This is a genomic window from Oceanobacillus senegalensis (assembly GCF_900176885.1).
GTDB classification, from domain to species: domain Bacteria; phylum Bacillota; class Bacilli; order Bacillales; family Amphibacillaceae; genus Oceanobacillus; species Oceanobacillus senegalensis.
Genome location: NZ_LT839645.1, coordinates 1 through 859, shown reverse-complemented (window position 1 = coordinate 859; position 859 = coordinate 1). Strand labels below are relative to the sequence as shown.

4 tRNA genes and 2 rRNA genes are annotated in these 859 nt (G+C 47.4%); all 6 read right to left on the bottom strand.

Annotated features, from left to right (window positions below):
• Positions 1-135: 135 nt before the first annotated feature.
• Positions 136-211: transfer RNA gene (locus CAO17_RS00030), tRNA-Val, on the bottom strand.
• Positions 212-222: 11 nt separating this feature from the next.
• Positions 223-294, bottom strand: a tRNA-Glu gene (locus tag CAO17_RS00025).
• A gap of 5 nt (positions 295-299) precedes the next feature.
• Positions 300-392, bottom strand: a tRNA-Ser gene (locus CAO17_RS00020).
• 2 nt (positions 393-394) lie between these two features.
• A tRNA-Asn gene (locus CAO17_RS00015) sits at positions 395-469 on the bottom strand.
• Positions 470-496: 27 nt separating this feature from the next.
• Positions 497-611, bottom strand: a 5S ribosomal RNA gene (gene rrf / locus CAO17_RS00010).
• Positions 612-741: 130 nt separating this feature from the next.
• Positions 742-859 (bottom strand): 23S ribosomal RNA (locus tag CAO17_RS00005); the annotation flags it as partial.

Here is an 859-nt window from a genome sequence, read left to right as displayed (position 1 = left end):
TTTATTGCAATTAACTATGGGGATTGCTCGTCGTGTTGCAAGGTTATTCGGTGAAGTTGCACTCCTCGCAAGCCTGCACCTAGTAGCATAATCGACGATGTGAGCGGCTTGCTCCACCCCGCGATGTGAGATATATGGTGGAGGATACAGGACTTGAACCTGTGACCCCCTGCTTGTAAGGCAGGTGCTCTCCCAGCTGAGCTAATCCTCCAACGTTAGTGATGACCCGTACGGGATTCGAACCCGTGTTACCGCCGTGAAAGGGCGGTGTCTTAACCACTTGACCAACGGGCCTATAATGGCGGAGAGCGAGGGATTCGAACCCTCGATACCGCGGTAGCGGTATACACGATTTCCAATCGTGCTCCTTCGGCCAGCTCGGACAGCTCTCCATTGGCTCCACAGGTAGGATTCGAACCTACGACCGATCGGTTAACAGCCGATTGCTCTACCACTGAGCTACTGTGGAATAATCTAATAAAATGTGAATAATATTGCCTGGCGGCGTCCTACTCTCGCAGAGGTTAACCCCAACTACCATCGGCGCTGGAGAGCTTAACTACTGTGTTCGGCATGGGAACAGGTGTGACCTCTCCGCCATTACTACCAGACAAGATTTAACTAATTTACAAAATCAGCGACAATCATTATTATAATTATTTATAGAGTTAAAGTCAAGAGTTTTTTAACTTTATACCTCAAAAACTAAATAAGAGTGAATCATTGACATCTTTTAAGAAGTTAGTTAAGTCCTCGATCGATTAGTATTCGTCAGCTCCACGTGTCACCACGCTTCCACCTCGAACCTATCTACCTCATAGTCCCTGAGGGATCTTACTCACTTAGAAGTGATGGGAAG